Source organism: Streptococcus pseudoporcinus LQ 940-04 (assembly GCF_000188035.1).
In the GTDB taxonomy this organism is placed as follows: domain Bacteria; phylum Bacillota; class Bacilli; order Lactobacillales; family Streptococcaceae; genus Streptococcus; species Streptococcus pseudoporcinus.
The window spans coordinates 926,861-950,998 of record NZ_AEUY02000005.1; the positions used below are offsets into that span (position 1 = coordinate 926,861).

A 24,138-nucleotide genomic window follows, 5' to 3' on the forward strand; every position below is an offset into this window, starting at 1 on the left:
GTTTTTTCTTTAGCTTAAATGTGCTATTATTTTTTCTAACTTAAGGACGCTTTGCTTAATGTGCGCATTTTCTTTATTTTCATCAAGCAAGTCTTTTAGAAAATTAAGGCGGAAAGCCATTCTTTCTTTTAGCAAAGCGAGATAGTTAGCATCATTATCATCAATAGTAAACTCATCTAGTTGTAAATAAGAAAAATCAGGCACTTTTTCAAAGTTTTTAAAGTCTGCTGTTTGATCAATAATAGCCTCAATGCAGGATAAAGTCGTTTGTTTGTCAATATTTTGGTTTAAGAAGTCACCGGTATTGATGATGTAGCAATCAACACCTGAGGCAAAGAGTTGATAAAATTTATCAAAATCTTCTTCTAGGGGATAGATGCGAAAAGGATTAGCATAAGGTTCAATAACTAAGGTTCCCAAATCACCTGCCGCATTTTCTGCATTGGAGCGCTTAGTCATCAGTGTGCAACCTAAAGCAGAAGCCATAATAGGATCAGCAACTTTTACTAAAGGTGGTAGCGAATCATCTTTCATAATCCAAAAAATGGCAGAAATGGGGGCACGAACACAATCGACCCGGTCTGGTGTTGCAAAGCGAGATTTTACGGTACGACCATTGCCATTGCGGATATCTTCAGTGACGAGTGTCTTATTGCCATCTGAATCTAAAGTAACCCCACAATTTTGAACAGTTAAGAAGTAGTTTTGTTCTGGGTGTCCTGCTGGGTAGTCACTGGTTTTGTCAAAGTAGGATGGCTCTAAGGCGACAGAAGAACCATCTTTTGTTGAAATAATAAAGGCATCATCATGAAGGACCTGAATAGGATATTTACCCTGGTGTTTAGCATGTGTTAAGGTTGATTTGCCAGAGCCAGACAGACCAAAGAAAGAAGCGACATAGGTTTCTCTACCACTCTTGAATTCTTTTAGGCCACCATGACAAGCAACATAACCATGCCGGGCAGCTATTGCCCATGCTAAAGTCAGTGTTGCTTTTTTAATTTCACCAAAATAGTTTAAGCCTAAGATAGCTGCTACATTATGATCTTTATCAAAGTAGGCTAAACCATGAGGATAATCTGGATGAGACCAGTCAGGATTGAAATAAATGTAAATATCATTTTCGTCTAAAGGTTTGGAGTCATTCAGGAGTTCTTGGTAGTGGCCATTTAGCATTTGAAAATTCAGTAACCAAGAATACAGGTTATTGATTTCATTTTCAGGCATCATAATATGTGCTTTAACCATGAATTGGTGATCCAAACCAACCACAGCTTGACCTGAAATAAAAGGCTTAAAGCTACTTTGATAAAGAGCTTCTCTTAAAATGGCTGCAATCTGACAATCTTCTTCCAGATTTTGTCCAGAAATCCGTCTAGCTTTTGCTGTTCGACCAACGATAGCCCCACTATTAGCTAGCAGAACTTTAGCATTCCTAGGTAAGTCTAACTCATGGGGATGAGAAATAGTTTGGTCTAAAACGATTGTATTAGGGGCCTTAACAGCTAAATCATAGGCTTCTTTTAAATTTTTAAGTAGCTTCACATTGTTACCATAGAAGACTGTTTCAATTAAAGTTTTAACTTCTGAGAAATGATTATTGTCTTTTCGAATGCTCTCTCTGGGGAAAGAATTAATGGTGGCCATAGGCTTTCTCCTTTGTTTTTATTACCACCATTTTACCAAATGAAAAGGCTTACAACAAGTCAGGTAAAGATTCAGAACAGTTTTGGAACATTTTTTTGGACAAGAGGATAAAAGGTAGCACGAGAACAAAAATGTAGCTACACTAAGTCTAAATTTAGAGGTTCTCATTGGGACGGTTAAACTGGAGAGAGATGTAAAAGAAAAGCAAAAAAGACAAACCAGCATTTAGCGTTTGTCTTTGAGCAAAGCTTAGTGACAGAAGTAGGACTAATGACTAATCATCAGTGGTCTTTTTATTCTGTTCTTCTAGTAAATGTTTTCCCAAGTGAATCCATTCTTCCATGAGTTTGGGGTCTAAATGTTCTGAGATGTATGAAATATCATTGTTATTGACTTGACTATAATGATAGTTTCCTTTATTAGTCAAATCAACGTAGACTAAGGTGTTGATATCAACCTGAAAAAGATCAGCAACCTTGAGAAGTATATCTTGCTTTGGGGTATATTTGCCATTTTCCCACTCACTAATGGTCGAAGCACTTTTGCGTCCAATTTTCTGGGCAAGTTCTAATTGCTCCATCTTTTTTTCTAATCTGAGATATTTTAAATTGCTTGGGAAATAAGACTTTTGTGTTGGCATAAAGCAGACTCCTTTGTCAGATTATATCTACTATCTTACCATAAATGGCAGTTTTTCAAAATATTTTTTAAAAACTTGCCTAAAAGTACAGGAAATACTTGACTTCATAAAAACCGAAGTTTATAATGTTGTTATCATAAAGGTTTAATTAAAAATATATTTTGGAGGTGCTAAGTGTCTAAATTAACGTTGAGGGAAATAAGACGTGCTCGTAACTTTACACAAGAAGAGCTTGCTAGCCAAACAGGAATTTCTATTCGAACAATTGCTAGATATGAAAAGGATGTATCCATGTTAAGACGAGCAAAATATGAAAAGTTATGCTTAATGGCAGAGATACTGTCAGTTTCAGTTGATGATATTTTTTTGGGTGATGATTCGGTTTTTGTGAAATGAAATTCCCTGACAATATAAAAGACAAACCTCGGTTATGACGTTTGTCTTTTTCTATTTGTTATTGGTGATAATTACTTGTAAGTAGGTAATACGATTGCCTACTTAAATTGTTAATCGAAAATTAGTAGTTAGACCGCTTTATCTTGCTGTTAAGATGGTGATTAAATGTTTTTTCCAGGCTAAAATAGTATCTAAATGTAATGCAAAATCAAAATCTTTGAGGTTAATTTGGATATCGTACTGACCATTCTTATAGCGTATCATCAAAGGTAGGTTATCTAGACTTTCTCCAAAATATCAGTAAAAATCATCCTTCTTGGAAAACTTGCTTAAATCTTCTTTAATAACGAGTTGTAACTGCTCTAGCCAGTCAGTTTGGTGGTTAAAAATAGTGCCATAGTCATGACTTTGAAAGGTGTCGGCTTGGTACCAAAAGTGATGGTTATTGCCATAGTTTTCTTGTGCAAATGATTTCATTTTTTCTCCTTAAGAGTAAGCAGGCTACTCTATTAACTAATCTTCAACGGGAAATTCCAGAGAAGAGTGTTCACAGTCAACCACTATTTGATAATCACTATTATCTCTGATAGTATGTTCGAAATCAGTAGTGTATAGAAGCAAATCAAGCTTATCGCCTGCTTTAAAGCGATAAATACTTGGTTGTAAGTGGAAATCAAAAGTCATCCATTGATTAGGCAAAACATCTTCAACGGTAAGCAAGTCATGACGATTTTGTAAATTGATTACCCCCTTGGTGACCACACGATAGTCACTAGCAGTAAGAGCTAGTTCTTTTAGATCCTCACGTGCAAAATTTTGTCCATTGTCAATAGAGGCTAGCTCAACTACAGTCGGTGTATCACTGAAGCGTTTCTTAGTCCCCTTGTCTAATAGCTGTGCAGAAAGAAGTCCTTTATTAATAGAAGATTTGACGCGCAGGTGTAAGCATGGTTTTCCGTTAAGGTGAACATCTCGATCAAGTACAATCTCTAGCGTAAGGGCATTTGCCTTACCGGAGAATAGATCTTTTTTAAAGCTTTTGAAGTCTTTACAATAGCTGGTAAATGTATCCTCAGAATAGTGATTGCTAATGGTTTGTTGACTATTACCAATGGTGAAAGTGTGAGTAGTTGACGCACCGAATTGTTCAAGTGTTTGCCAAGCTTGTACTTGCTGGTTGTCTTGCCAGATAAGGCTTGGTAAGTGGTAATGGTTCTCTTTGCCCAAGAGTTTTTTGCTTAAAAGAGCATTCATCGATTCTCTGAAATCAATAGATTGCCAGTTATGCATGTAAACATGTTGGCCATGATGTAAAAAGGCGTGTTTAGCAACCGATTCGGGTAGTGCATTGAAGATGTGGTAAAGATGGCTTGGCTTAACATTCCAGTCTTGTAGACCATGGGTAAAGACCACTTCACACCTAACTTTTTTAGCATGGGGAAGGTAGTTTCGATCATGCCAAAATTGATTATAGTCGCCACTTGCACGATCTAGTGCCTCGGTTTGCTGCTGTAATTGCACGTGATACTTCTCTTTTTGTCTGAGATAGTCCCCCGCTAAAAGCGAGCGAGAATAGGTCAACTCCGTTAAAACATCTAAATCTTCACCTGGATAACCGCCTGGGCTACAGATGAGACCATTTTCACGGTAGTAGTCATACCATGAAGAAATAGCGGCCTCTGCGATGATAACTTCTAGACCATCAACAGCCGTTGTGGCTAAGCCTGTTGACATGGTTCCTAAGTAAGATTTACCTGTAGTTGCGACCTTACCATTTGCCCAGTTGGCTTCAACAAGGGCATCACGTTTATGACTAGTATAGGCAACTGCTCGGCCATTTAACCAATCAATAACAGCTTTAAAGCTTTCGATTTGCAGATAATCGCCTGAGGTCATAAAGCCGTCTGAACCCGCTGTACCTACTCCTGAGACATAGATATTAGCAAAACCGCGAGCTAGGAAGTAGTCATTTAGACTATAGGAATCAATGAAAGAGAAGTGCTCAGTAGCTTGGCTTTTAGGAAGAGTTGGGTATTCTTGTTTTTCGGTTTGAATGTTTCGGGTCTCTACCTCGATTTTATGAGCTTCTTTGACCATAAGCTCAGTTTCCATTTGGTGTAATTTTCTATCATTAGCCACTTCGTTGACACCTTGATGGTAAGGGCTAGGAGTCATTATGCTTGGAATCTTATGCTGAGTTCTTGGCCTTAAGATATTAACTTTGATCAAGTCCTTGTGACCATCACAATCTGTATCAACTGGAGCTTCTACATAGACGATCTCTTTTATCAGATGATTAGTGTCAAAAGTAGCTAAGGACTTACCGTTAAAGAAATGATAGTCGTTATCTTGGGGGATAATGCCTTTACTTACTAGGTCGTCAAATAAGGTCATTCCCAATTTGTTACGACAAGCCAAGAGATGGTGAAGGCTAAGTAAGAATTCTGTTTCATTATAGGTCACAGGGAAGTTAATTTCTTTTACAAAATGACTACTATCTTGAAAATCAAAAAAAGGAATGAACCCGAGCAGTTGCAAGGCTACAAGTTGAAAGATAGCTTCTGACAAAGGCTTATCAGACTGAAAGAAAGTCGCTAAATCCTTATCTTGGTCGGAAATCATATTGGCTAATTGGTAGTCTTTATCAGCTATGAGGAAAAAGTAGTGTTCCAAGAAAGCCTTCAATAGACTTTTGGGGTCTTGCTGGTCTTCCAAGATAAAGCCTAAAGTTTCAAGGTCTTTTTTGGCTTCTAAGTATTGTGGTTTGATATAGGAAAATTGATTATATCTCATTTCTGTAACCATTCTTTCTATTAAGTAAACGTTTTAATTTTTTCTACAGCTTTACATTGTCTATTATACTTGATAAAATGGTACTTGTCTAAACTATTAAACACTTGGAGGAAGTATAAACAAATGGATGTTACATGGACTGTGAAATATGTCACAGAATTTCTTGCGACGGCATTACTTTTGATTTTAGGTAATGGAGCAGTTGCAAACGTTGACTTGAAAGGAACTAAAGGAAATAATTCAGGTTGGGTTATTATTGCCTTAGGTTATGGTTTTGGGGTTATGATGCCAGCTTTAATGTTTGGTAACGTTTCAGGTAACCACATCAATCCTGCCTTTACATTAGGACTTGCAGTGTCAGGACTATTTCCTTGGGCACATGTTCTACCTTACATCCTTGCACAAATTTTAGGTGCTATGTTTGGTCAACTTGTCCTTGTAGGTGTCTATGGTCCTTACTTCCGTAAAACAGAAAATCCAAATCCAATCTTGGGTTCGTTCTCAACAATTTCAGCGCTTGACGATGGAACAAAAGCAAGCCGAAAAGCTGCTCTTATCAATGGCTTCGCTAATGAGTTTGCTGGATCATTTGTCCTTTTCTTTGGAGCTCTAGCATTAACCAAGAATTTCTTCGGTTCAGAATTAGTTGGTAAACTGGTTGCAGCTGGTTATGATAAGACAGTTGCTGAAACACAGGCTGCTCCTTACACTTCAGGTAGCTTGGCAGTAGCTCATTTAGGAATTGGTTTCCTCGTGATGACGCTCGTGGCTTCCCTAGGAGGACCAACTGGCCCAGGTTTAAACCCTGCTCGCGACCTTGGTCCTCGTATCGTTCACCATTTATTACCTAAATCAGTACTTGGACAAGCTAAAGGTGATTCCAAATGGTGGTATGCATGGGTACCTGTACTTAGCCCAATTGTGGCCGCTATTCTAGCAATTGCAATCTTTAAATTACTTTATATCAAATAATTATAATTAAAAACCTCCTTATCTGATAGCATCGCTTCAGATAAGGAGGTTTTTATTGTGATTAGTGGGGACTGAGCTCTGTTTTTTTAGTTATGGAAGAGCGGATGAGCATGATTCCAGTAGCTATAACAATAAGCACAACCACTTTCTTGAGTGCATCTAGATGTAAATGCGTTAAGAACAAGACAGCTAGCAAGACGCCAATAATCCCACCGCTAACAATACCCGCAAAGCCTTCCCAGGAAACACGATCATCTTTAATAAATTGATGGCTAGAGGCAGTCATAATCATAGCGGCATCTAGCATCATCACTGGCATAGCTACTGCGGGGCTTAAGCCCATTAAACTAAAAAAGATTAATTCAGGAGCATAATTGCCTAACCCCATAGTCATCAAGATACCAATAATGAAATTAAAGCAAATGCCCAAGACAAGCCAGATACCATGTAGGCCGTGCATAGAATGGACAATATTGTCACCGGGATTAGAAACCATCCGAAAAACCATAATAGCAGCCGCTATGATCAACAAGACCCCTAAAATGAATTGAACTGTAGGCGTATGCCAGTTTTTTGTCATACGGCTTCCCCAGAAAGCTCCCAAAAAGGCTGCCGCAGCCATCGAAACGAGAGTGATGACTTCCACCTTAACCACAAAGATAAAGCAGAGTGACTGAAATAAAACAGGGATAACGTGTGCAGCCGTCATGGTTCCAGGTAATTTACTGTCATCCTTAATCAGTTTGGTTGCTTTAAAAAAAGTGGTAGTTGTGGCAAAAGAACCGATCCCTAAAGTGTCTAGAGCATCTGTGACGAGGCCAATCCAAAAGCCAGTCAAAAAACGTTTAAAGGGATTGATCTTGTTTTGACGGAAGTGACGGATTAGAGTTATTAAAATAAAAAACATTGCTAGTATGAGCAACACTTGGATGAAGTGTAAGATTAAATAATCATGCATAGATAATAGTCTACCTAAAAAAAGGGTTGAGGTCAATGTTATTGCAGGTTAGCACATAAATTCTTGTCAAAAAAAATATTTTCGTCTATAATAACAGAGGATTAGGAGGAAGACATGTCTATATTAGAAAATTCGGTCTTTTTAACGCCGGTTTTGCGGGTTAATAATCGCCAATTGAATATTGATTTTTACCAACAAAACCTCGGTTTAAAGTTAGTTTCAGAAGAAAATGCAATTGCTATTTTTACTTCCTTTGGATCAGGTAATGAACGTTTTGTCATTGAAGAGTCACCTTCTGTTAGAACACGCGCTGTTGCGGGTTCTAAAAAAGTTAATACCATTGTCATAAAAACCAGTGATGCCAAAGCCATTGAACAACTCTTGGCACATGGCGCAGCTGCTGAGAAGCTCTTTATTGGGCCTAAGGGCTATGCTTTTGAGGCCTTGTCACCAGAAGGTGATCGATTCTTATTACATGCTGAAGATGATATCAGCCAATTAGAGATTACTGACTTACCTGAACTGGTAGCAGAGGAAGACTTTCTAGGTTTAACTGATTTTACCTTTGAAACAATTGTTCTTAATGTTCTAGACGAGCAAGTGTCGCGTTCTTTTTACCAAGATATTTTTGAAGGTGATTTCCCAATAAGGATAGATTTCCTTGAAAAAGAAGGTCCAGACTTAGCTATTGAGCCACATCTAACGTGGGATTTAGAGATTCTAGAAGTAAAAGTGCCAAATGATTACGATTTAGCAACCTTAAAAGCTTCTTTAGAAGAAAAGAAGCTGAGTGTTTATTTGGATCCTAAGGAAAAAATATTAGTGGTTTCTGACCCGAGCCTTATCGAGATCTGGTTTACTAAATGATGTCAAAAGTTACCGATTTTATTCAAAAGCAAATTTCTGAAGGGCTATACCCAGGGGCGAGTTTAGCCCTTTTTCAACAGGGGAAATGGCAAGAGTATTACCTGGGAACCACTAATGGTAAAGAGCCTGTTAGAGCTAATTTAGCCTACGATTTAGCGAGTGTTTCCAAGGTGGTAGGTGTTGGGACCTTATGTATTTTTTTGGTCAATAGCGGAGCTTTGGAGTTGGATCAGCCCTTGCAGACTTACTATCCTGATTTTAGCAATCAAGAGGTCACTGTGCGGCAGCTTTTAACACATACTAGCGGTTTAGATCCCTATATCCCAAATAGGAATCAACTTAATGCAGCTCAGCTTAAAGAGGCACTCAACCACTTAAGAGTGACAAGAGATAGATCGTTTCGCTACACTGATGTCAATTTCCTCTTACTGAGCTTTATGTTGGAGACACTACTAGGTAATTCTTTAGATCAGCTTTTCTTTAATTATATTTTTAAGCCTTTTGGTATGCATGAAACCTGTTTTGGTCCAAGAGCTGGTGCAGTACCGACTGTAAAAGGTATTTATGATGGTATTGTCCATGATCCTAAAGCAAAGGTTTTGGAAAATCATGCCGGATCAGCTGGGCTTTTTTCCACCCTTAAGGATATGGAGACCTTTCTTGACCATTACATGCAAGATGACTTTTCAGCTAAGCTTTTTCAGAATTATAGTGACCAGAAAAAAGAGCGCTCGTTAGCTTGGCGCTTGGATAAAGACTACCTGGATCATACAGGTTATACAGGGACTTTTATCATGTATAATCAAAAGCAAGAAGCTGCTATTTTTCTCACCAACCGTACCTTTGACAGAGATGAAAGAGCAAAGTGGATAAAAGATCGTGATGCCTTAATGGCTGTTATAAGATTAGCATTTGAAGAGAATCGTTGAACAGATTCTTATTAATGAAAAAGCAAAAAATCCTCAATAATATGAGGATTTTTTTAGTCATTGGTAAATATGTCATGTTTTAATCTTTTTGAAATAGTAAATCCTGGGACGTCTAATAGCAGATACTAGTTCTAAAGTAAAAACAAAAAAGGTCCAGCCTTCTTTTAAATCGTTTTTTCCATAGTGATGTGTTTAATACCAGCTTCTTCAAAAATAGTTCCGACTGGTGAAAATCCAAGTTTTTCGTAAAAAGTTTGGGCTGATAATTGAGCATGCAAAACAATTTTTTCAAAACCTTGGATATGAACATAGTCTATCACATAGGTCATCAAGGTTTGTCCTACCTGATCGCCACGAAAGTCACACAAAACGGCCATACGTTGTAAGGTAACACTGTTATCATTTTTACTTGGCAAGATACGACAAGTTGCACATGGTCTACCATCATCATGATATACGGTAAAGTGAAGACAATGTGCTTCATCTTTATCAATCTCAAGTGATGCGGGTACCTTTTGTTCATCAACAAATACTGTTTGACGAATTTTAACAGCGTCAATGTACGTTTTTGATAAGGTATTTCGAGTCTGTTTGATAATCATAAAACTATTTTAACTAAAAAAGAAGCAATGTCAATAGACATTGTTTCTTTTTAGCAAAAATTATTTTCCTGAAATAGCTTCAGCAGCATCATCCATTGAGAGAACTTCGTGGAAGACACGTTGTGTCAATTCTTGTTTTTGTTCAGGTGTAAGGTATTTAGTGTTAACACAATATCCTGAGATACGAACGATAACATCTTCGCCTGCCATGATTTTATCATAAACATCATTAAGATCCATAACATTCAAATTGACGTGTTGACCACCGTTTTCGAAATAACCATCAAGAACAGTAACTAAGTTATCAACTTGTTCATCAAATGTTTTACCTAAGGCACGTGGTGAAACTTGAGTAGTCAATGAGATACCATCGTTAGCATGTGAGAATTCTAGCTTAGCAAGTGAGTTAAGGTTTTGTAACCAGCCACCTTTTGCTTTGTTAGATGGGTTAGCACCTGGTGAGAAGAATTCAACTTTACTTGTATTTACAGTACCATCTTCGTTTAAGAAGACACCGCGGTGTACTGGAGAGTTACCAGTTTGTTTAGAGTAAGCGACGTTTGAAGTGATTGTAAGAAGAGAAACAGAAGCTTCAGCATTCTTATAAAGTTTGTGACTAGCAAGACGAGTGTGGTAAGCTTCCATCAACCACTTAGCAATATCATCTACACGGTCATCGTCTTCACCATAACGAGGGAAATCACCGATGACTTCATAGTCGTAGATGTAACCATTTTCGTCACGGATTGTTTTAACAGTTGCATATTTAATAGCTGATAGGGTATCAACAGTATTGGCGAAGCCACAGATACCAAATCCCATATTAGCGCGTTGGTGACTAGGTAGGAAAGCCATTTGAACGGCTTCATAGTTGTATTTATCAGTCATGTAGTGAATGATATTAAGGGCATCTACATAAGTGTCTGTCAACCAGTCAAGAGATTTTTCAAAGTTAGTCATAACTTCATCATAATCAAGGATTTCTGATGTGATTGGTTCAACAACGTTAAATACTTTGTAGTCTCTGTGAACATCATCGTAACCACCGTTAAGTCCAGTAAGAAGGGCTTTAAGCACATTTACGCGAGCACCAAAGTATTGGATATTGTGACGTTTGTCTTCATTTTCAGGGTCAAGTGGTGATACACAACATGAGATACATGACATTTCGCCGTAACCTTCTTTGGCCATTGTTGTTACACCTTCATATTGGATAGAAGAATGTTTATGGCTCATTTTCATACAGTAGCGACGGAATGATTCTGGCAACTTGTCAGTCCAAAGAACAGTCAAGTTTGGCTCTGGTGAGTTACCGATATTATCAAGAGTATTCAAGAAACGGTAATCCATCTTAGTAACACGGTGGCGACCATCGTTACCCATACCAGCCATTGAAGTTGTGATGAATGTTGGGTCACCTGAGTAAAGAGCGTCGTAAGCTTTAGTACGAGCAAATTTCACTGTACGTAGTTTAAGAACGAAGTCATCAACAAATTCTTGGATTTCTGATTCTGTAAATGTTCCACGAGCAAGGTCACGTTCTGCAAAAATATCAAGGACAATTGGCACACGTCCAAGAGAAGTTGCAGCACCATTGATCACACGACATACAGCCATGAAAGCAATGTTTACCCATTGGATAGCTTCTTTAACATTTTCTGCTGGACGACGAACGTCAACACCATAAAGGTCCCCAAGTTTAGCCACTTCACCAAGTGCTTGGTATTGCAGATTAATTTCTTCGCGTAGGCGGATTGATTCTTCATCAATCTCAGTAATGGCGTTCCAGTCATTTACTTTTTCTTGCATTAAGTAGTCTGCACCATATAGAGCAAGACGAGCATAAACACCGATAATACGTCCACGAGAATAGGCGTCTGGTAAACCAGTTACGGTATGAGCATGGCGCGCACGACGGATATTTGAAGTGTAGGCGCGGAAGATCCCATCATTTACAGTAGTGACGTATTTAGTAAAGATTTCATGAACAGCTGGATCTGGTTCATAACCGTTTTCTTTAAGAGTAGTTTCCGCCATACGGATACCACCTTTTGGCATGAAGTTCAGTTTGAACAACTCATCATTTTGAATACCATAAATTAATTCGTTTTCTTTATCAATGAATCCAGCTGGGATTTCAGCGATTGAAGAAGGACGTGTGTCAAAGGGGAAGCGACTTGCTTCGTATTCGGCTTTGGTGTCTTCAATAATTTTTTTGATTTTTAATGAACGTTCAGTGACACCCGCAAGGAATGTTTCATCGCCATCATAAGGTGTGTAGTTTGCTTGAACGAATCTTGAAACACTTGCTTTTTCTTTCCAATCTGTTCCCTTAAAGCCTTCCCAAGCTTTTTCGAAAACATCTGTGTTTGTTTTAACAGTTGCCATAAGTTTCTCCTTAAATATTCTAGTAACAAAAGGTTCTGTTACACCTACACAATCAGTTTAACATAAAGGAAACGTTTTCCCAAGCATATTTCTTGACAAATTAACTTTTCTTTTATAATACAGTTTGAGAAAACAGTAACAATCTGTATTACTGTTATTTCTTTGTCTTTCTAAACACTTAAGGTTATAATGGTTGCAGGAGGACCTCATGCTTATATTTCCGCTCCTTAACGATACATCTCGTAAAATTATCCATATTGATATGGATGCTTTTTTTGCTGCAGTGGAGATGCGTGACAATCCAGACCTAAAAGGGAAGCCGGTAGTCATTGCTAAAGACCCTCGGGAAACCGGAGGAAGAGGTGTTGTTTCAACCTGTAATTATGAGGCTAGAGCTTTTGGTATTCATTCAGCCATGAGTTCGAAAGAAGCTTACGAGCGTTGCCCACAAGCTATCTTTATCTCAGGAAATTATGGTAAATATCGCGAAGTGGGCCTGGAAATTAGGCGGATTTTTAAGCGCTATACTGATTTAGTGGAACCGATGTCAATTGATGAGGCCTATCTTGATGTGACTGAAAATAAATTAGGCTTAACTTCTGCTGTCAAAATAGCCAAGCTAATCCAGTATGATATTTGGAAAGAATTACATCTGACCTGTTCAGCAGGAGTCTCTTATAATAAGTTCCTCGCAAAATTAGCCAGTGACTTCGAGAAGCCTCATGGTTTAACCCTTATTTTACCAGATCAGGCTCAGCCATTCCTTGAGAAGCTCCCAATTGAAAAATTTCACGGAGTGGGAATAAAGTCTGTGGAGAAGTTGCATGAGATGGGTATCTATAACGGAAAAGATTTACTGGGTTTATCAGAAATGACTTTAATTGACCACTTTGGTCGCTTTGGTTTTGATCTTTATCGGAAGGCGCGTGGGATTAGTTCTTCACCCGTAAAGCCTGATCGTATTCGAAAATCAATTGGCAGTGAACGAACCTATAGCAAGTTATTGTATACTGAAGCAGATGTAAAAGCGGAAATTGCCAAACACGCTCAGCGTGTTGTTAGCACCTTGGATAAGAGTCATAAACGGGGCAAAATTGTTATTCTTAAGGTTCGTTATGCGGATTTCACAACCTTGACTAAGCGTGTTAGTTTAAATCAGGCCACCCGTGATTTAGATATCATAAGCCAAACGGCCAATGCCATTTATGACAGCATAGAAGAATCGGAATTAGGGATTAGACTGCTGGGTGTTACCTTAACCCAGTTAGAGGAGAAGAATGAAGAAATATTGCTAGAACTTTAAAAAAGCTTAGGGGCAGCCCCTAAGCTTTTTTAAATATCTTCAATTATTTTAGAATGTTCTTTTTCATTTAATGTTTTTGCTTTCTTAAAGGCGAAATAATAGAGGGTAAGGAAGAGCAACTGAATGACAATACCAACAATGTTTGGGGCAGTTAATAAGGTAGAAATAATATTAACCGCGCATAGGCCAAATCCTAGGTAGTAAGGCAAATAACTAACTTCCAATACTTTTTTTATTTTTGATTGATTAATAACAGTGTAGACAATGATAGCAATCATCAGTGCAATTGCAATAATAGAAATGAATAGTGAGAATGGTGTAACAGCTTGTTCTAACACGGCTGCCTGATCAGCACCTATTTGTGAAATGAGGTGGTCATTATTCATAATAAGCGAGAGTGAGATAAGCCCGAAGACAGAAAATACTACCAGAATAGCATTCAGGACAATAATCAGAATATTGAGTGTTTTAAGTGACTGACGCACTTTTTCGTATGAAATCATATAAACCTCCAACCCTTTTGTATATTATTAGTAATACAAGTTCATTATAACATAAGTTTAGAAGGACTCATAGGATGGAATCATATTTTTTTGAAAAAAGAGAGGATATCTTCTTGGATAAGACCAATCATTGGATCAATTGAGAGAAAATTATCAACGGTTAAGCGATAGTCTTCTCGGGGCTTAGCTAACTCCTTCGCTGTCCTCGGTGCCTCTATTACTGAGCTTTTATCTGGGGAAATTGCCGAGCTCTTTAGCTGATTTTGTTGGGATTGTAAGGGTTGGTTGCCCTTTTTATGAGCGTCAAAGCGCTGCACCAAATAGGTTTTACGCCGGTCACCCACATGTTTGATGGCATAATCAAAGGCTGAGTATTCACCGAGCATTATCAATTTGCTTTTGGAGCGGGTAATAGCGGTATAAATTAAGTTACGTTGAAGCAGGCGCCCAGATTGTCGTGTTATAGGCAGGATAACAACTTGAAATTCACTCCCTTGAGATTTATGAATACTCATGGCATAAGCCAAAGTAATTTTTAGCCACTCATTGCGGGGATAGGTCACTTGACTCCCGTCAAAAGTCATAACAATTTCGTCTTGTTTTGATTCAGTATATTTAGCTGGAATTAAATCGGTAATGTAACCAATATCTCCGTTAAAGACATTTAATTGAGCATCGTTTACCAAATGTAAGACCTTGTCTCCCAGTCGAAAACGCGTTTCATTAAAGAGAAATTCGGTTTGATTTTGAAGAGGATTCATGAGGTTTTGCATTAATTGATTCAAACTATTAATACCGGCTTGGCCTTTATACATAGGTGCTAAAATTTGGATTTCCTCAGGGTCAATACCACTCTTAATGGCAGAGGTAACAATTTTGGTAATCATTTCTGGTATATGTTGAGCATGAGCATCAAAATAAGAACGATCCGCCTTTTTTTCTTTGAAATCATTAGGTAAATGACCCTGACGTATTTGATTAGCCAGCTCAACAATCGTTGAGTCTTCAGATTGTCTAAAAATTTTACGTAAGGCAATTTGAGGGAGGCTATCTACTTTTAAAAGGTCCGCTAGGACTTGACCGGGGCCGACAGAAGGTAATTGATCACTATCTCCTACAATGATGACTTGGGTGTTGGAAGCAAGGGCAGCAAGTAGTTGATTAGCCAACCAAGTATCCACCATGGAAAATTCATCAATGATGATAAGGTCGCAATCTAAAAAGTCTTCAATGGCTTGATAATCATTATCGCCGTTTAAACCAAGGTGACGGTGTATTGTTCCACTAGGTAAACCCGTTAATTCGTTCATGCGTCGGGCAGCACGCCCCGTTGGAGCAGCTAGAATAATGGGGATATCTTTTTTATCAAGGTCAATCTGATGCAACTGAGCGTAGGCATCTAGGATTCCTCTGATAACCGTCGTTTTTCCTGTCCCAGGTCCCCCAGTAAGGATAAATACTTTATTGGTTAATGCTTTAGAGATAGCTTCTTTTTGGACGTGATCATAATGGATAGCTTGCTGGTCTTCAATAGTTTGAATGGCATCGCTAATTTGACTTTGTTCTAATTGCTTTGTTAGAGGGGTTGCAAGTATGCGGTTGAGGTGCTTTTGAATGCCATCTTCAGCAAGGAAGAGACTGCTATCAAAGATCTTGGTATCACGGTTGTAGACTTTTTGGTCAGCAATTAATTGACTCAATTCTTGAGCAACTTGAGCAGGGTCACATTCTATTTGACGTGTTTCCTCTAAGAGGGTAATAGCATAGTCAAGCAGGTCTCGGGCTTCAATGTAGGTATCACCTCGATTTATGGATTCTTGCCGTAAGCAGTGTAAAAGGGCGGCACGGAAACGTTCTGGAGCATCACTAGCAATTCCAACTTCAGCAGCAAGTGTATCGGCCATTTTAAACCCTATTCCTTGGATCTCTTCCACCAGACGATAGGGATTTTCTTTGACCATTTCTAGGCTTTGATCTTTATAGGTATCAAAAATTTGAAAGGCATAGTAATTAGAAATGCCTAGTGCTACTAGGCCAGCAATGATTTGTTCGGTACCGTAGTTGAGCTTTAATTTGGTAATAAAGGCTTGCCGATTAGCTTTTGAGAGACCAGATATTGTCTCTAACTGACTAGGATCTTCTAAGATTTTATCAATAGTGTTTTCACCATAAAGCTGGACAATTTTTTCAGCCGTCTTTTTTCCTATACCTTTAAAATGGTCGCTGGCAAAATACTTGATGAGACCTGATGAGCTTGGTTTATTTTTTTGGTAACGTGTCAATTTGACCTGTTGCCCATACTTAGGATGTTGGGTTAATTCGCCCCAAAAAGTATAGTCTTCTCCTTCAGCCACGTCAGCCATGGTTCCTGTTACAATAATGTCAACATCATCAAAATCACTGTCAGTATCCTCAAGTTCCACTAATAAGATTTTAAAAAAATTACTAGCATTTTCAAAGATAATCCGATCAATGCTTCCAGAGAAAAAATATTCCATAAAAGAGCCTTTCTAATTGGGGTAATAGAAAACCTGCCGGTGGCAGGAGTTCTATTGAAATATATGAAATTTATTGATTGGCCAGTAACGAAGTTTGACTTTTCCAATAAAATCAGTCTTTTTGAAGGTTCCTACTTCACGGCTGTCCCGTGAAACAATCCGATCGTCCCCAAGTAAGAAATATTCTCCCTTAGGAACAGTAATAGAGAACTCTGTTCTTCCAGAACTATCAACAGTGAAAGCATTAGCGCTTTTGGCTAGTTCTTGAAAGAGGGTATTGTAGGAGTATGTTTTCTCTAATTTATCTTCTTTGAAAGCTGCTAAATAGTCTTTAAGATAAGGTTCTTGAGTTTCTTTGCCGTTAATATACAAAATATCGTTTTTGAAAGAGATAGTATCGCCAGGTAGTCCAATGACTCGCTTAACAATTTCTTTGGTTTGACCGTCTTCTTCTTCTTTTGCAACAACCACATCAAAACGGTTAATTTTTGTATGACGTAGCACGATTAAGCGTTCATTGTGGGCCAAGGTGGGATCCATTGAATGGCCATCAACTCTGACAGGTTGCCAATAGATAAGGCGTGAGATTCCGAAAATAAGGATAAAGAGGATAAAGAGTCCCCATTCTTTGATAAAGTTTTTCATGTTTTTCCTCGATAATTATGATTTTTGACTTAAAGCTATAGCTTTATTGGTGTTTGCAAAATGTAACTTAGCACTATAGTCGAGAGCTGACATGCCATAGGCTTTGATAAGCTGGCTAGCTACCAAATCAGATGCTTTTCCAGCTCCGCTGGGGAGTTGGTAACCTAACTCTTTGCTAAGGTGATCTAAATTTTCTAAAAAAAGATTACGTGCGATGATGGAACTAACTGCAACTGCTAGAAATTGTCCTTCAGCTTTTTCAATGAAAGACAGAGGATTAGGAAACTGATTTTTTTCTTTCTTTAGGTGCTTTTGGTAATTCTGTTTACTGGTAAAGGCATCAATCACGATTTTACTGGGTTTAACACCTGATTGGAGTAATAAGAAAATAGCTTGATTATGTAAGGCGACTTTGACTGAGACCGCATTATAAGCTTTACTGGGACCGACCAACTGGTTATATTTTTTGGGGGATAATAGCAGAGCTTTGTGTCTTATTTTCTTCTCTAACAGAGGGGCAATCTGTCTGATTTTATGGTCGTTAAGAGTCTTAGAATCGTTCACGCCAAGTTCTTTCAGATATGGATGGTCACTAGGCTCAACGTAGCTCGCTACAACGGCGAGCCCTCCAAAATAAGAACCATTACCAACTTCGTCACTTCCAATTAAGGGAATGTTTTGATTAGGAGTTTGACTAACAGAATCTTGAGAAGTTGTTTTTTTATCAGACTGAAGCCCTAACTCGTTAGCTACCGTTTCAACCTGACTTCCCTGAAGAACAAGTTTACCAGATGAATATAACAGACAGGTAACAGACTTGTATTTTGCTGCTAAAATGACGTATGGATTTGACTTGCTAATTTGATATGGTTTAAGCAAATCAGTTAATTTTTTTATTTGAGTAGGTGTGGGTTTGATAACAATAGTTTCCATAAGAGTTATTTTATCATAAAAAAGGAAGCAAGGCGAAATCATTTAGTCCGGTCCCTTTAAAAGTTGTTATTTTACGAAAGCCTGAAATTACGGTATAATGCTTATGAGGGGTGTACCTATGAAAAGTAATAATCGTTTTAAATTTACCTTTGGGGAAAAACAATTGACCTTAACGACTGATAAAGACAATCTCTTTATGGAAGAAGTTGAACACGTTGCAAAAGAAAAATACAATGCTATAAAGACTAGATTACCAGAAGCGGATGACGAAACGGTAGCTATTCTGATGGCTATTAATTCTTTATCAACACAACTAAGTCGTGAAATTGAAGTTGAAAAATTAGAAAAAGAAATCAGTGAGTTACGTCAGAAAACACTTGTTGGTATTCAAGAGAAAACCAATCAAGCTGCACTGGATGAGGAATAAAGATGTTTTCGCTACTTATCCTTTTAATCTTGTTATGGCTTTTTTATATTGGCTTTAGCAGAGGCATCATTTTACAAACTTTTTATTTTCTAGGTGCTGTTTTTTCGCTTTTTATAGCTAAAAACCATTACCAATCGTTAGCCCGACAGCTTATCTTGTGGATTCCCTATTCAAATCCCACAGAGGGAACTAAAATGGCTTTCTTTAAAGATGTCAATGTCTTTGAACTCAGTAAAGTGTATTATGCTGGTATTGCTTTTGTCCTTATTTTTATGGTCTCCTATACACTTGTTCGGTTTATTGGCGTTTTTGTTCACTTTTTACCTACGGACTACTTTAAGGATCGAAGGTGGCAAATCCTTAGTGGTTTTATGGCTGTTTGTGTAGGGGTTATGGCTTTTTCAATGCTTTTTAGTGTCCTTGCAACAATTCCGCTGGCAACTGTTCAAGAACAACTGTCTCGACACTTTCTGATTAAACAACTGATTACACAATGCCCACCTATGACCTCTATCATTCACTATCTGTGGATTGATCAAGTCATCTAAGACCAGAACAGGATTGTCTGGTCTTTTTCCATAGCATTATTTCCCAATAGTTGAGGTATAATAGGAGTTATGAATAGAAAAATTTTAGAACAATTAGAATTTGCCAAAGTTAAAGAGCAGTTCCAAACCTATCTGCAAACCGACCAGGCCAAAATTGAATTACAACAATTAGAACCAACTACCCAAATTAGCAAGTTACAAGATTATATTACAGAAGTTCAAGAAATGTCAGCAATTTTTGTTGAAAATCACCATTTCACGATTGGAAGTCTGCGTGACCTAACCGAGCCCATCCGTCGCCTAGAATTAGAAGCTGACCTTAATAGTCAAGAACTGCTAGATATTAAGCGGCTCTTGATGATCTCAGCCGAGGTTAGTCGATTTTACCAAGAGTTAGAAAATGTTGATTTAGTCGTGCTAAAGCGACTTTTTGAAAAAGTCGAAACTTTTCCTCAGTTGCAGGGTTCCTTACAAGCTATTAATGATGGCGGATTTATCGAAAGCTTCGCTAGTCCAGAATTAGCAACTATCCGAAGAAAAATGACTGACAGCGAAAATCAAGTGCGCCAACTCTTACAAGACATCTTAAAAAAATATGGTAATTTTCTCTCTGAAAGTTTAATTGCTAGTCGGAATGGTCGTAGTGTTTTACCGGTAAAAAATACCTATCGGCATAAAGTAGCTGGTGTTGTTCATGATATTTCAGCATCAGGTAACACGGTCTATATTGAGCCTCGTGCCCTAGTTCAGCTTAATGAAGAAATCACGCAGTTGCATGCGGATGAGCGTCATGAAATCACTCGTATCCTAAAGTCTCTGTCAGATATGCTGAGACCACATAGTCGGGCATTAACAAATAATGCTTGGTTGATTGGACATCTAGACTTTGTAAAAGCTAAGTATTGTTATTTAAGAGATTATAAGGCTAGTTTACCCAAAATTTCTGTGGATAAGTCTATTCAACTCTTAAATGTTCGTCACCCATTACTTAAAAATCCAGTACCTAATGATTTGCATTTCTCGCGCCAGCTTTCGGTTATTGTCATAACTGGGCCAAACACGGGGGGTAAGACAATCATGCTAAAAACCTTAGGTTTAGCCCAAATCATGGGGCAGTCGGGGCTTCCGATTTTAGCTGATCAAGGGTCAACTATTGCTGTATTTAATGAGATTTTTGCAGATATTGGTGATGAGCAGTCTATTGAGCAGAGTTTGTCAACTTTCTCAAGCCATATGACCAATATTGTCGCTATTTTAGATGAGGCAAATCAAGACAGCTTAGTTCTTTTTGATGAACTTGGAGCGGGAACGGACCCACAAGAAGGGGCGAGTTTAGCGATGGCAATCTTGGAGCAGTTGCGTTTAACTGAGATTAAGACAATGGCTACTACTCACTACCCAGAATTGAAAGCCTATGGCATTGAGACAGCGTTTGTTGAGAATGCCAGTATGGAGTTTGACAGTCGCAGTCTCAAACCCACTTATCATTTTATGCAGGGTGTCCCTGGCCGTTCAAATGCCTTTGAAATTGCTCGTCGTCTTGGCTTGGCGGATCCTATTGTTAATCAAGCAGAGCAGATGACGGATTCAGATAGTGATGTTAATCGTATTATCGAAGAATTAGAGAAACAGACACTTGAAAGTCGGCACCGTCTTGACCATATTAAAGAAGTTGAGCAAGATAACCTTAAATTCAATCGGGCAGTCAAAAAGCTTTACTATGAATTTGCCCAAGCTAAGGACAAAGAAATCGAGAAAGCTAGCTTGGAAGCGCAAGAAATTGTCAATCTGGCTTTGGCTGAGAGTGAAGAGATACTAGCAAAATTACATGAAGCGTCTGCATTAAAACCACATCAAATCATTGAAGCTAAAGGTCAGTTGAAAAAGTTGGTTCCTAAAACGGATTTAACCAAAAATAAGGTCTTGAAAAAAGCTAAAAAGTTACGACAGCCACAGGCGGGTGACGATATACTAGTAACTGCTTATGGGCAACGTGGAACACTTCTTAAGCAGGTAAAAGGGGATAAATGGGAAGCACAAGTTGGCTTAATTAAGATGACTTTAAATGAAGAAGAATTTCAACTAGTTAAGGTTGCTGAGGAGAGTCAAAAACCGAAAAAACAAACTCTGAATGTCATTAAACGAAGCACTAGCAGTGGACCGCGTGCACGACTGGACTTGCGAGGTAAACGCTATGAGGAAGCTATGCAAGAACTAGATGCTTTTATCGACCAAGCTCTTGTTAATAATATGAGTCAAGTAGATATTATTCACGGAATTGGGACAGGTGTCATCCGTGAAGCGGTAACCAAGTATCTACGTCGTCATAAACACGTCAAAAGTTTTGGTTATGCCCCTCAAAATGCAGGTGGCTCAGGCTGCACTATTGCTAACTTGGGCTAAGGATAGTAAATTGCAAGGGTCTTATCTAGCCTTTCCGATTTGTCGTAGCAGATGCTTGCTTTATGGTTAGAATTGCCCTAAAATAAACATAGGATTTAGAAGAAACGGAGACATATCATGACACAAATCGTTACCGATGCGACATTTGAATCAGAAACAAAAGAAGGTTTAGTTCTTATTGACTTCTGGGCAACTTGGTGTGGTCCATGCTTGATGCAGGCCCCAATTCTTGAACAACTATCTGAAGAGCTGGACGAAGATGACATCAAAATCTTTAAAATGGACGTTGATGAAAATCCAAATACTGCCAGTGAATTTGGCATTATGTCTATTCCAACACTCTTGTTCAAAAAAGATGGACAAGTTGTGAAACAAGTAGCAGGTGTTCACACAAAAGACCAAATCAAGGCTATTATAGCTGAGCTTTCATAAAAAAACTTCCCATCATTAAGGGAAGTTTTTTTAGTTATGTGACTTTTAGTCCGTCTCGCTCCGTAAGGTGCGAGACAAATAAACCACCCGCTATGCGGGTGCGCAACGAAGGTTATACCAAAAAAACTCCAAACGCGATACAATAAAGGTGTTCAAGCCTATTGTAAAGCGAAAGGAGAAAAATATGGCACAAAAGGCATATAGTTTATCACACACAAAGTGGATGTGTAAATATCACATTGTGTTTACACCTAAGTATAGACTAAAAATTATCTATAATCAATATCGAAGCAGTTTAGGCGAAATCTTTCGTCGATTATGTAGTTACAAAGGTGTCGAAATCATCGAAGGACATCTGATGCCAGACCATGTCCATATGTTAGTCAGTATTCCACCAAGAATAAGCATATCAAGTTTTATGGGCTATTTAAAGGGTAAGAGTGCTCTTATGATGTTCGATAAGCACGCTAATCTCAAATACAAATTTGGCAATCGCCATTTTTGGGCAGAGGGCTATTACGTGAGTACAGTTGGACTTAATGAAGCCACAATTAAGAAATATATACAAGAACAAGAAAAACATGACATAGCATTTGATAAGTTAAGTGTGAAAGAATATGAAGATCCCTTTAGGGGATAATGGCAAGTAATGCCAATGCCTCTTTAAGAGGCTAGTGACGAGTCAAAAGCAGTGAGGCTTGAACAAAGTGAAAGCCAGCGTCTTTAGGCACTGGCTGGTGATGTGGGCTTATAGCCCCTGTCCAAACCACCCGTTAGACGGGTGGTTATGATTCTGTTATAAATAAACATAATAGGGATTGCACTTGATTGCAGCTGGAAATAAGAAACCAAAGAACTTAGTTTTAAGTATTGAAGAAGGTTTCTAGGATTTTTTTTTGCGGCCTAGCCATTGGGTAGTTTGCCATGTCATTCCGAGAGACCCAAGCAACTGTGCGATTGTGAATTGGTGATATAGTAGTAACTTTTCCTTTAGTTAAGAAGATGGTCCATTTTTGATGACTAAAGGTATGCTTGACTAAAGGAAAGCTTTGTGAAGACCAGTCAATAGCTAAACCGTAGCTCTCTTCGAAGGTAGTTGTTTTTGAAAAGCGTTTCAAAACGGTCTCTTGATCTGAAAAAAGGTCAAGTTGTTGGCTAATAAAGGTGGTCTCTAAAATTGGGAATGACCAAAAGCCTCCTAAAAGGCGGCCTTGATCATTTTTTTCAATCAAAAACCGCCCATCTTGGTCTTGAATAATAAAAGCTTGGATTTCAATAGGACGTGGTTTTTTCTTAGGTTTTTTAATCGGGTATTTGTCGTAAGTTCCATGGAGATAAGCTGCGCAGAAAAAACGAATAGGAGATTCATCTGGTCTAGGGTTTTTAGCGGATTCGATGTCTGTGCCCAAGTCCATAAGAGCCTGGTTGAAATCACCAGGACGGTCGGGATCAATTAATTTGTCCATCAATGCTTGGAAAATCTTGCGGTTCTTAGGATCTCCAATGTCATAATTCACTTCAAAGAGGCGGGCCATGACACGCATCACATTACCATCAACAGCAGGTTCTGGTAGGTCAAAAGCGATGCTAGCAATAGCTCCGGCGGTATAGGGTCCGATTCCTTTTAATTTAGAAATATTCTCGTGAGAAGAAGGGAACACCCCGTCAAACTCTGTCATTACTTGTTGCGCAGCCTTCTGCATGTTTCGTACGCGAGAGTAATAACCTAATCCTTCCCAGGCCTTGAGCAGGCGCTCTTCATCAGCCACTGCTAATTCAGCAACGGTGGGGAACCAGTCAAGAAAACGATGGTAGTAAGGAATGACTGTCTGGACTTGAGTCTGCTGCAGCATAATTTCCGAAACCCAAATGTGATAAGGATTTTTGTTTCGGCGCCAAGGCAAATCCCTCTTTTCTTGGTCATACCAGTTCAGTAAAGTACGACGAAAATCAGCAATTTTATCTTCTGGCCACATATCAATGCCGTAATCTTTTAAATCAATCATGTTGTTATTGTAACATAGACTATTAAAAAAATAAGGAAAAGATGCCCCTGCAGATTGTGCCTTAGATGAAATAGCTGATAATAAAATGAATCATATCTCAATTTATATATGGTATAAGTCACCTTAAGATGATAGAAGAAATGAACAAGTTTGAAAAGAGATATCTGATGCTATAATTCAATAAAGAACGCTATTGAATGGAGACTCGTCAACTTGTCACAGGTCATCCTTAATATTGTTACGATCAC

General features: G+C 38.4%; 23 protein-coding genes. 10 read left to right on the forward strand and 13 right to left on the reverse strand.

Translation table 11 applies throughout. The features are described 5' to 3' along the window. Positions 1-9: 9 nt before the first annotated feature. Positions 10-1,647 carry a phosphoenolpyruvate carboxykinase (ATP) gene (locus tag STRPS_RS05905; RefSeq protein WP_007892544.1) on the reverse strand — a complete coding sequence of 546 codons (1,638 nt, stop codon included), beginning with the start codon at positions 1,645-1,647 and terminating at the stop codon, positions 10-12. A 274-nt stretch (positions 1,648-1,921) separates the two neighbouring features. Continuing rightward, complete coding sequence (locus tag STRPS_RS05910) at positions 1,922-2,287, reverse strand: helix-turn-helix domain-containing protein (protein ID WP_007892291.1); 366 nt, start codon at positions 2,285-2,287, stop codon at positions 1,922-1,924. 174 nt (positions 2,288-2,461) lie between these two features. Here STRPS_RS05910 and STRPS_RS05915 point away from each other — a divergent pair, with 174 nt between their 5' ends. Beyond that, positions 2,462-2,683, forward strand: a complete 222-nt coding sequence (locus tag STRPS_RS05915) for a helix-turn-helix domain-containing protein (RefSeq protein WP_007892516.1) — start codon at positions 2,462-2,464, stop codon at positions 2,681-2,683. Between the two features lie 138 nt (positions 2,684-2,821). Here STRPS_RS05915 and STRPS_RS10880 read toward each other — a convergent pair whose 3' ends face one another. From STRPS_RS10880 to STRPS_RS05925, 3 genes are read right to left on the reverse strand one after another with little or no spacing between them, the layout of a single operon-like run. Continuing rightward, a complete protein-coding gene (locus STRPS_RS10880) occupies positions 2,822-2,947 on the reverse strand; it encodes a hypothetical protein (RefSeq protein WP_007892550.1) in 126 nt (41 codons plus the stop codon). Positions 2,948-2,980: 33 nt separating this feature from the next. Further along, positions 2,981-3,160, reverse strand: a complete 180-nt coding sequence (locus tag STRPS_RS05920) for a hypothetical protein (RefSeq protein ID WP_007892365.1) — start codon at positions 3,158-3,160, stop codon at positions 2,981-2,983. 36 nt (positions 3,161-3,196) lie between these two features. After that, the gene (locus tag STRPS_RS05925; RefSeq protein ID WP_037598999.1) at positions 3,197-5,476 is read right to left on the reverse strand and encodes a Xaa-Pro dipeptidyl-peptidase; all 2,280 of its coding nucleotides are present in this window, start codon (positions 5,474-5,476) and stop codon (positions 3,197-3,199) included. Positions 5,477-5,599: 123 nt separating this feature from the next. Between STRPS_RS05925 and gla the strand changes: the two genes are divergently transcribed. Next, the gene (gene gla / locus STRPS_RS05930) at positions 5,600-6,448 is read left to right on the forward strand and encodes an aquaglyceroporin Gla (protein WP_007892286.1); all 849 of its coding nucleotides are present in this window, start codon (positions 5,600-5,602) and stop codon (positions 6,446-6,448) included. A gap of 61 nt (positions 6,449-6,509) precedes the next feature. Here gla and STRPS_RS05935 read toward each other — a convergent pair whose 3' ends face one another. Continuing rightward, positions 6,510-7,406 (reverse strand): sulfite exporter TauE/SafE family protein, encoded by an 897-nt coding sequence (locus tag STRPS_RS05935; protein WP_007892346.1) that lies wholly within the window; start codon positions 7,404-7,406, stop codon positions 6,510-6,512. Positions 7,407-7,520: 114 nt separating this feature from the next. Between STRPS_RS05935 and STRPS_RS05940 the strand changes: the two genes are divergently transcribed. Both STRPS_RS05940 and STRPS_RS05945 read left to right on the forward strand, forming a co-directional pair. Continuing rightward, positions 7,521-8,273, forward strand: coding sequence for a CppA family protein (locus tag STRPS_RS05940; RefSeq protein ID WP_007892597.1), 753 nt, complete (start codon positions 7,521-7,523; stop codon positions 8,271-8,273). Next, on the forward strand, positions 8,270-9,202 hold the full coding sequence (locus STRPS_RS05945; protein WP_007896482.1) for a serine hydrolase domain-containing protein: 933 nt from the start codon (positions 8,270-8,272) through the stop codon (positions 9,200-9,202). The genes STRPS_RS05940 and STRPS_RS05945 overlap by 4 nt, the downstream gene beginning before the upstream one ends. Positions 9,203-9,366: 164 nt before the next feature. Here STRPS_RS05945 and STRPS_RS05950 read toward each other — a convergent pair whose 3' ends face one another. Further along, positions 9,367-9,804 carry a GNAT family N-acetyltransferase gene (locus STRPS_RS05950; protein WP_007892245.1) on the reverse strand — a complete coding sequence of 146 codons (438 nt, stop codon included), beginning with the start codon at positions 9,802-9,804 and terminating at the stop codon, positions 9,367-9,369. A gap of 60 nt (positions 9,805-9,864) precedes the next feature. Next, a complete protein-coding gene (gene pflB / locus STRPS_RS05955) occupies positions 9,865-12,192 on the reverse strand; it encodes a formate C-acetyltransferase (protein WP_007892399.1) in 2,328 nt (775 codons plus the stop codon). Between the two features lie 208 nt (positions 12,193-12,400). On the opposite strand from pflB, the gene dinB reads away from it, so the two are divergent. After that, a complete protein-coding gene (gene dinB / locus STRPS_RS05960; RefSeq protein WP_007892352.1) occupies positions 12,401-13,495 on the forward strand; it encodes a DNA polymerase IV in 1,095 nt (364 codons plus the stop codon). A 29-nt stretch (positions 13,496-13,524) separates the two neighbouring features. Here dinB and STRPS_RS05965 read toward each other — a convergent pair whose 3' ends face one another. From STRPS_RS05965 to rnhC, 4 genes are all read right to left on the reverse strand, one after another. Further along, the gene (locus STRPS_RS05965; RefSeq protein WP_007892394.1) at positions 13,525-13,998 is read right to left on the reverse strand and encodes a hypothetical protein; all 474 of its coding nucleotides are present in this window, start codon (positions 13,996-13,998) and stop codon (positions 13,525-13,527) included. Positions 13,999-14,078: 80 nt separating this feature from the next. Then, positions 14,079-16,496, reverse strand: coding sequence for an SF1B family DNA helicase RecD2 (gene recD2, locus STRPS_RS05970; RefSeq protein WP_007892298.1), 2,418 nt, complete (start codon positions 16,494-16,496; stop codon positions 14,079-14,081). A gap of 51 nt (positions 16,497-16,547) precedes the next feature. After that, the gene (lepB, locus tag STRPS_RS10740; protein ID WP_007892477.1) at positions 16,548-17,141 is read right to left on the reverse strand and encodes a signal peptidase I; all 594 of its coding nucleotides are present in this window, start codon (positions 17,139-17,141) and stop codon (positions 16,548-16,550) included. A 15-nt stretch (positions 17,142-17,156) separates the two neighbouring features. Beyond that, positions 17,157-18,074, reverse strand: a complete 918-nt coding sequence (gene rnhC, locus STRPS_RS10745) for a ribonuclease HIII (protein ID WP_007892288.1) — start codon at positions 18,072-18,074, stop codon at positions 17,157-17,159. A gap of 118 nt (positions 18,075-18,192) precedes the next feature. Between rnhC and STRPS_RS05985 the strand changes: the two genes are divergently transcribed. The 5 genes from STRPS_RS05985 (at position 18,193) to tnpA (ending at position 22,524) form a co-directional block, all read left to right on the forward strand. Continuing rightward, positions 18,193-18,501 (forward strand): hypothetical protein, encoded by a 309-nt coding sequence (locus tag STRPS_RS05985; RefSeq protein WP_003084886.1) that lies wholly within the window; start codon positions 18,193-18,195, stop codon positions 18,499-18,501. 2 nt (positions 18,502-18,503) lie between these two features. Then, complete coding sequence (locus STRPS_RS05990; RefSeq protein WP_007892519.1) at positions 18,504-19,049, forward strand: CvpA family protein; 546 nt, start codon at positions 18,504-18,506, stop codon at positions 19,047-19,049. 69 nt (positions 19,050-19,118) lie between these two features. Continuing rightward, the gene (locus tag STRPS_RS05995) at positions 19,119-21,452 is read left to right on the forward strand and encodes an endonuclease MutS2 (protein ID WP_007892282.1); all 2,334 of its coding nucleotides are present in this window, start codon (positions 19,119-19,121) and stop codon (positions 21,450-21,452) included. A 117-nt stretch (positions 21,453-21,569) separates the two neighbouring features. Continuing rightward, on the forward strand, positions 21,570-21,884 hold the full coding sequence (gene trxA / locus STRPS_RS06000; RefSeq protein WP_007892545.1) for a thioredoxin: 315 nt from the start codon (positions 21,570-21,572) through the stop codon (positions 21,882-21,884). Positions 21,885-22,068: 184 nt separating this feature from the next. Continuing rightward, a complete protein-coding gene (gene tnpA, locus STRPS_RS06005) occupies positions 22,069-22,524 on the forward strand; it encodes an IS200/IS605 family transposase (protein ID WP_007896461.1) in 456 nt (151 codons plus the stop codon). 223 nt (positions 22,525-22,747) lie between these two features. On the opposite strand, the gene mutY is transcribed toward tnpA, so the two are convergent. Further along, the gene (gene mutY / locus STRPS_RS06010; protein ID WP_007892115.1) at positions 22,748-23,890 is read right to left on the reverse strand and encodes an A/G-specific adenine glycosylase; all 1,143 of its coding nucleotides are present in this window, start codon (positions 23,888-23,890) and stop codon (positions 22,748-22,750) included. Positions 23,891-24,138: the final 248 nt, after the last annotated feature.